The organism is Emergencia sp. 1XD21-10, assembly GCF_009936045.1.
Lineage (GTDB): Bacteria > Bacillota > Clostridia > Peptostreptococcales > Anaerovoracaceae > Senimuribacter > Senimuribacter intestinalis.
The window spans coordinates 1-4,393 of the sequence record NZ_QWEQ01000053.1; the positions used below are offsets into that span (position 1 = coordinate 1).

A 4,393-nucleotide genomic window follows, 5' to 3' on the forward strand; every position below is an offset into this window, starting at 1 on the left:
AGTTCCAGTGCCACTTCCGGTGCCGTTACATTAATACATGCATTACCCATCATAGACTCCGCAACAAAATCAATCGCATCTACATAACGCTCATATCTGGCTTTTTTATCTAAAATAGCGAGCTTAAAATGGGAATTATGATTCGAAAGCTGCTCCGGTATCGTTTTAAAAACAACCGAAGCCCTTTCCTTATGATTAGTATCGTACTTTTTCAAATCATCTTCATATAAATCCAAGATATTTCTTTTTACAAAATCAATCTCTTCATAAGTTCTTCCATTCACAAATGCGCTTACTGCCTGAGGCATACCGCCTACCGCCATGTAGGTTCTGAATTTCTGCATAACCTGTCTGTGAATGTCCTCACCCAAAGACTTTCTCTTTTCAAAAGCCTCTTTTACAATAGGAAATGTAATTTCATCGCCTTTCGCCCACAAAAATTCTTCAAAATCCATCGGATACATTTTTAACTTATACTCCTCGGATGGAATCAAAATATCTTTTACATTCTCCTTAATTGAAATCAAAGATCCAGTTTCAATGTAATCATATCTTCCGTCCGCAACCAGATACTTAATTGCCTGCCTTGCCAAAGGGAAAAGCTGCACTTCATCGAAAATAATTACAGACTGCTTCTCTCTCAAAGATTTCCCTTTTAAGAGAAATAAATTTCTGAAGAAAGTATCCAAATCTCCTATATTTTCCTCAAAATTACTTAAAATTTCTCTTTTTTCTTTTGCGAAATCAAGCAGGATATAGTCTTCGTATTCGTTTTGCACAAAAGTTTCAGCAATGGTACTTTTTCCAATTCGGCGCGCACCCTCTATCATAAGTGCACTCTCTCCGCCGGACAATTCCTTCCACGCCTTCATCTTCTCATAAATTTTCCGTTTAAAGACCATCTCATTCCTCCTCTTTGTCTACATAATATCACTTTTGTACGAAAATCGCAAATCTTTTTCCTCTAAAATGTACGAAAATCAAAAATCTTTTTATCAATATTTCCAAAATGTTAAAAAAGTCTACTGCTGAAAAGCATCGCGTAACCTACTTTTTTATTATTCTGTCCCGATTAAATTGCTCACATAGAGGCGTGCGCCGGAAAGCACTTCGTCATAGAAGTTCTGCTTCCAGTCGATATAGTCGACGCTATCCCGCAGCTCTTTGATGGAAACACTTAAATCACAAGAGCCGGGGGATCTTCAAGAATTTCTTTGGAAAAGTATCCCAGAAAAACCAAATCTGACCGTATTAACCGTAAACAATCATTTACGGTCAGAAACGCTGTAACAGGATTTTTGCAGATGACCGCATGATGCCAACTTACAATCTTTACGGTCTGATTGCGGATTTCACCGATTTCCAAGGTCAACTCTAAAAGCACTTCCCAAGGTCAAGTCAAAAATAGAGATTCACTTTCTTGCGTTTGTCATGGGAATCTAAACAAAAAGGAGGAGTTTACAATGGACAAATTTACTTTTTCATATCCTGCAAAGGTCTACTTATGGCAAACCAAGAGAACAAGTACAGAGATATGATGTTATCAAGCGGAAGATAGACCGGGTTTTACAAACAGGGAACCTGCCAGAACGGAAAATATATAGAAGCTGGTGCGCGTGTGTTCGGACACGCGGCTAACACTTTAGGTGTTGTAGGAGAAGCAGCGCTAAAAGCAGATAATTTTGTAGGAAAGCAAATGATATCACTAAATATTATACCTGCTATTGTCCTAAAAGCATTTAGCTGTGAACGATACTTCGCACACACTACAACCGTGCATATCCTTCGTATGGTAAAGCTTGGCGTAACAGCTTTTTTTGTCAAAAAGAGAAGTGTTCGTGGAAAGGATAGGAATGTAATGGGTACTTTGTAAATCTGTATTCATTTCTTGTTTTTTGATAAGTCAGTTCTTCGCATATCTTTATTTAATTGCATTGGATTTTCCGTCGCTGGTTTATTCGGTATCGGATTCTCCCATAAATTACGTCGGTGATGTTGCCTTTCTCGTCGCATTCCTGTTACCGTTTGATATACTCAACTTTTTCTAACTCTCATACGATGGTACGAATAGCGTTGATACTTCCCCGGTTAATTTGTGACACTCCGCAAGGATGAAATCCCACTCTTCGGGAAATAACATTTTTTGCGGTAAAAGCCATTCTTCCTTTATGGTCAGTTCCATTCGGTTGTTGATGGTTGATTATAACGGTATAGCCTTTGTTGCGCTCCACTCAGAAAACTGCCATAGCTTCATCCCTCCTTTGGTTGTGGATTTGTTACGTTTCCTCATATTTCCCAAAGCACAATTTCCTATAAAATAAAGAGAAAAACGACTTACAGTTTTTCTATAAGCCGTTAATTTCCCATGATTCACTTTATAACTCCCTTTACAATCTGTCTTAACAGATTTGCTTCTGCAATTATAATTGTCCTATCTGTTTCACTCTATCCAATAAATTACCCTCTATTACGCTAAAGTTCTTCCGAATACAATTTTGATTTTCAATCAAAGTTATTATTTCAATTCATCATTTGACTTAAGTCGAACAATGAAATATCCCAATAGCAGTCCTGTTAAATACAAAATGCAGTCTAACGTTCTAAACGGTGCAGTTGATATACAAAATTGCAAAAGCTCTATTAAGATTGAAGAAATTGCAAAAGCAATAATTGCAGTTTTGTACTTAATTCTATTTCCAAGCATTAAGCCAAGGGGTATAAATGACAAAATCTCCAATCCTATAAATCCTATTTCTCCATACATCCAAAGTTTTTGCATTGAAGCAAAAGGATTCCAGTCTTCCGTTAAAAACATATTATCCCTTTGATTTGGTCCAGTCCAGCACAATATGAGCAAAAAAATGTACATTGCTTTTGCAGTGACTTTTAAAACGCTATGTATTTCTCTATATATTATTATATACAAAAACGAAGTGCATAATACACATGTCATCGCAAATACAGAATAAGTGATTATCAAATAGCATATTCTACTTGGTTCTAGCCAAAAATCTGCAACAAAAAACATAAGGTATTTTTTATAGAGCCAATTTCCTATTATAATTCCAAGAAATATAACAATCAACTGGCCTATCAGATTTTTAATCGTATTTGTTGTCATCAATATCCCCACTTTCTGAATCTGAAAGATAATCAACCTCTATAAAAAAGCCGCTCTATCTATTTTCGATATAATTTATCATAATTGAAATTCTTTATATGATTTTAATTCATACAGCTACCGGAAACTTCTACACGTTCGCCTTCTCTTGAAGATGTATTGTAAAATACCAGTTGGTATTCACCAGATGCCACATTAAATATCGGCATAAACGAGCCATTCCCGGAAAGGCTTTTGGCGGTCCCTACCTTTGTAACAGTTCCTCCCGACACTTTACATAACTGCACTTTAAGTGTTCCATTGCTTGCTAGCGCTCCATTTCTCCATGCCTGCGAATGATTCAATGTAAAATTACCTGGACAATAGAATGATTTTGTTGAACGGGTTTGACCAGAATAAACCTTGTCACTATAACTGAAAAAGTGAGTCCAACGAGGCTCTATTGTTGCAAAAGAGCACATTGTATTAACTGCTAACAATACTACGATTGCAATCAGACCCATCTGAACTTTACATTTTGTTTTCTTTTTCATTATTTCTCTCCTTCTCTATAACGCTCTTCCTAGCGTCAATTCAATAGTTTAGCTTTTTTATCCACTTCTCTACCACATTGGTGGTACACCGCCTTTTCGTCTTTTTAACTTCCTGCTTTTACCCCTTATATCTATATAACTGTTTTCAGCGCAAAAATGGGACAAGATTTTTTAAAATTACAAAAATATTAACCAAAACATTACATAGTCCACAGTTCTAATTTAATATGTCGCTTTCTCAGATTGTGTGGTAATCGTTTCCTTTACAATACCGCCTTTATAGCATTTTATTGTGCAGTCCAAATAGTAAGTACCCTTTGACTGCAGTTTATAGGTTCCTCTCCATTTCATCAGACCACTGTCAGGGTATACTTCTTCTGTAAATGTTTTTATAACAGTACCGGTGCTTTTCTTCACTTTTGCGGTTACTAAGATGTAATCCAAGGTCTTATCTGATTTCAAGAGAAAATCCACTCCACACTTTGCAGTTCCCGATGTAATACTAAAAATCGATTTCACCAAAGTTGGATAGGTGTACGGTAATTCTATTTCATCTATCGGTTTTTCTGTCTGAAAATCACCGTTTCCCGCCCATGCGAATGTCGTAGAAAGAATCAGTACTACCGCCATAAACATAAAAAAAATACATTTCCTTCTCATAAATATTATTTGCCAAAATAAATTCTGCGTATCACTGGAATTTCAAATGGCAAAGACTTACATAGAATTTACTCTGACA

4 protein-coding genes are annotated in these 4,393 nt (G+C 36.2%); all 4 read right to left on the reverse strand.

The genetic code is table 11. The features are described 5' to 3' along the window. On the reverse strand, positions 1-902 hold a 902-nt coding region (locus tag D1151_RS16090; RefSeq protein ID WP_161909544.1), incomplete at its 3' end, for an ATP-binding protein. Between the two features lie 1,613 nt (positions 903-2,515). Further along, positions 2,516-3,121, reverse strand: a complete 606-nt coding sequence (locus tag D1151_RS16095) for a hypothetical protein (protein ID WP_161909545.1) — start codon at positions 3,119-3,121, stop codon at positions 2,516-2,518. A gap of 104 nt (positions 3,122-3,225) precedes the next feature. Beyond that, positions 3,226-3,654: a hypothetical protein gene (locus D1151_RS16100; protein WP_161909546.1), complete on the reverse strand. Its 429-nt coding sequence runs from the start codon at positions 3,652-3,654 to the stop codon at positions 3,226-3,228. Positions 3,655-3,876: 222 nt separating this feature from the next. Next, the gene (locus tag D1151_RS16105) at positions 3,877-4,290 is read right to left on the reverse strand and encodes a hypothetical protein (protein WP_161909547.1); all 414 of its coding nucleotides are present in this window, start codon (positions 4,288-4,290) and stop codon (positions 3,877-3,879) included. Between the last annotated feature and the right edge of the window lie 103 nt (positions 4,291-4,393).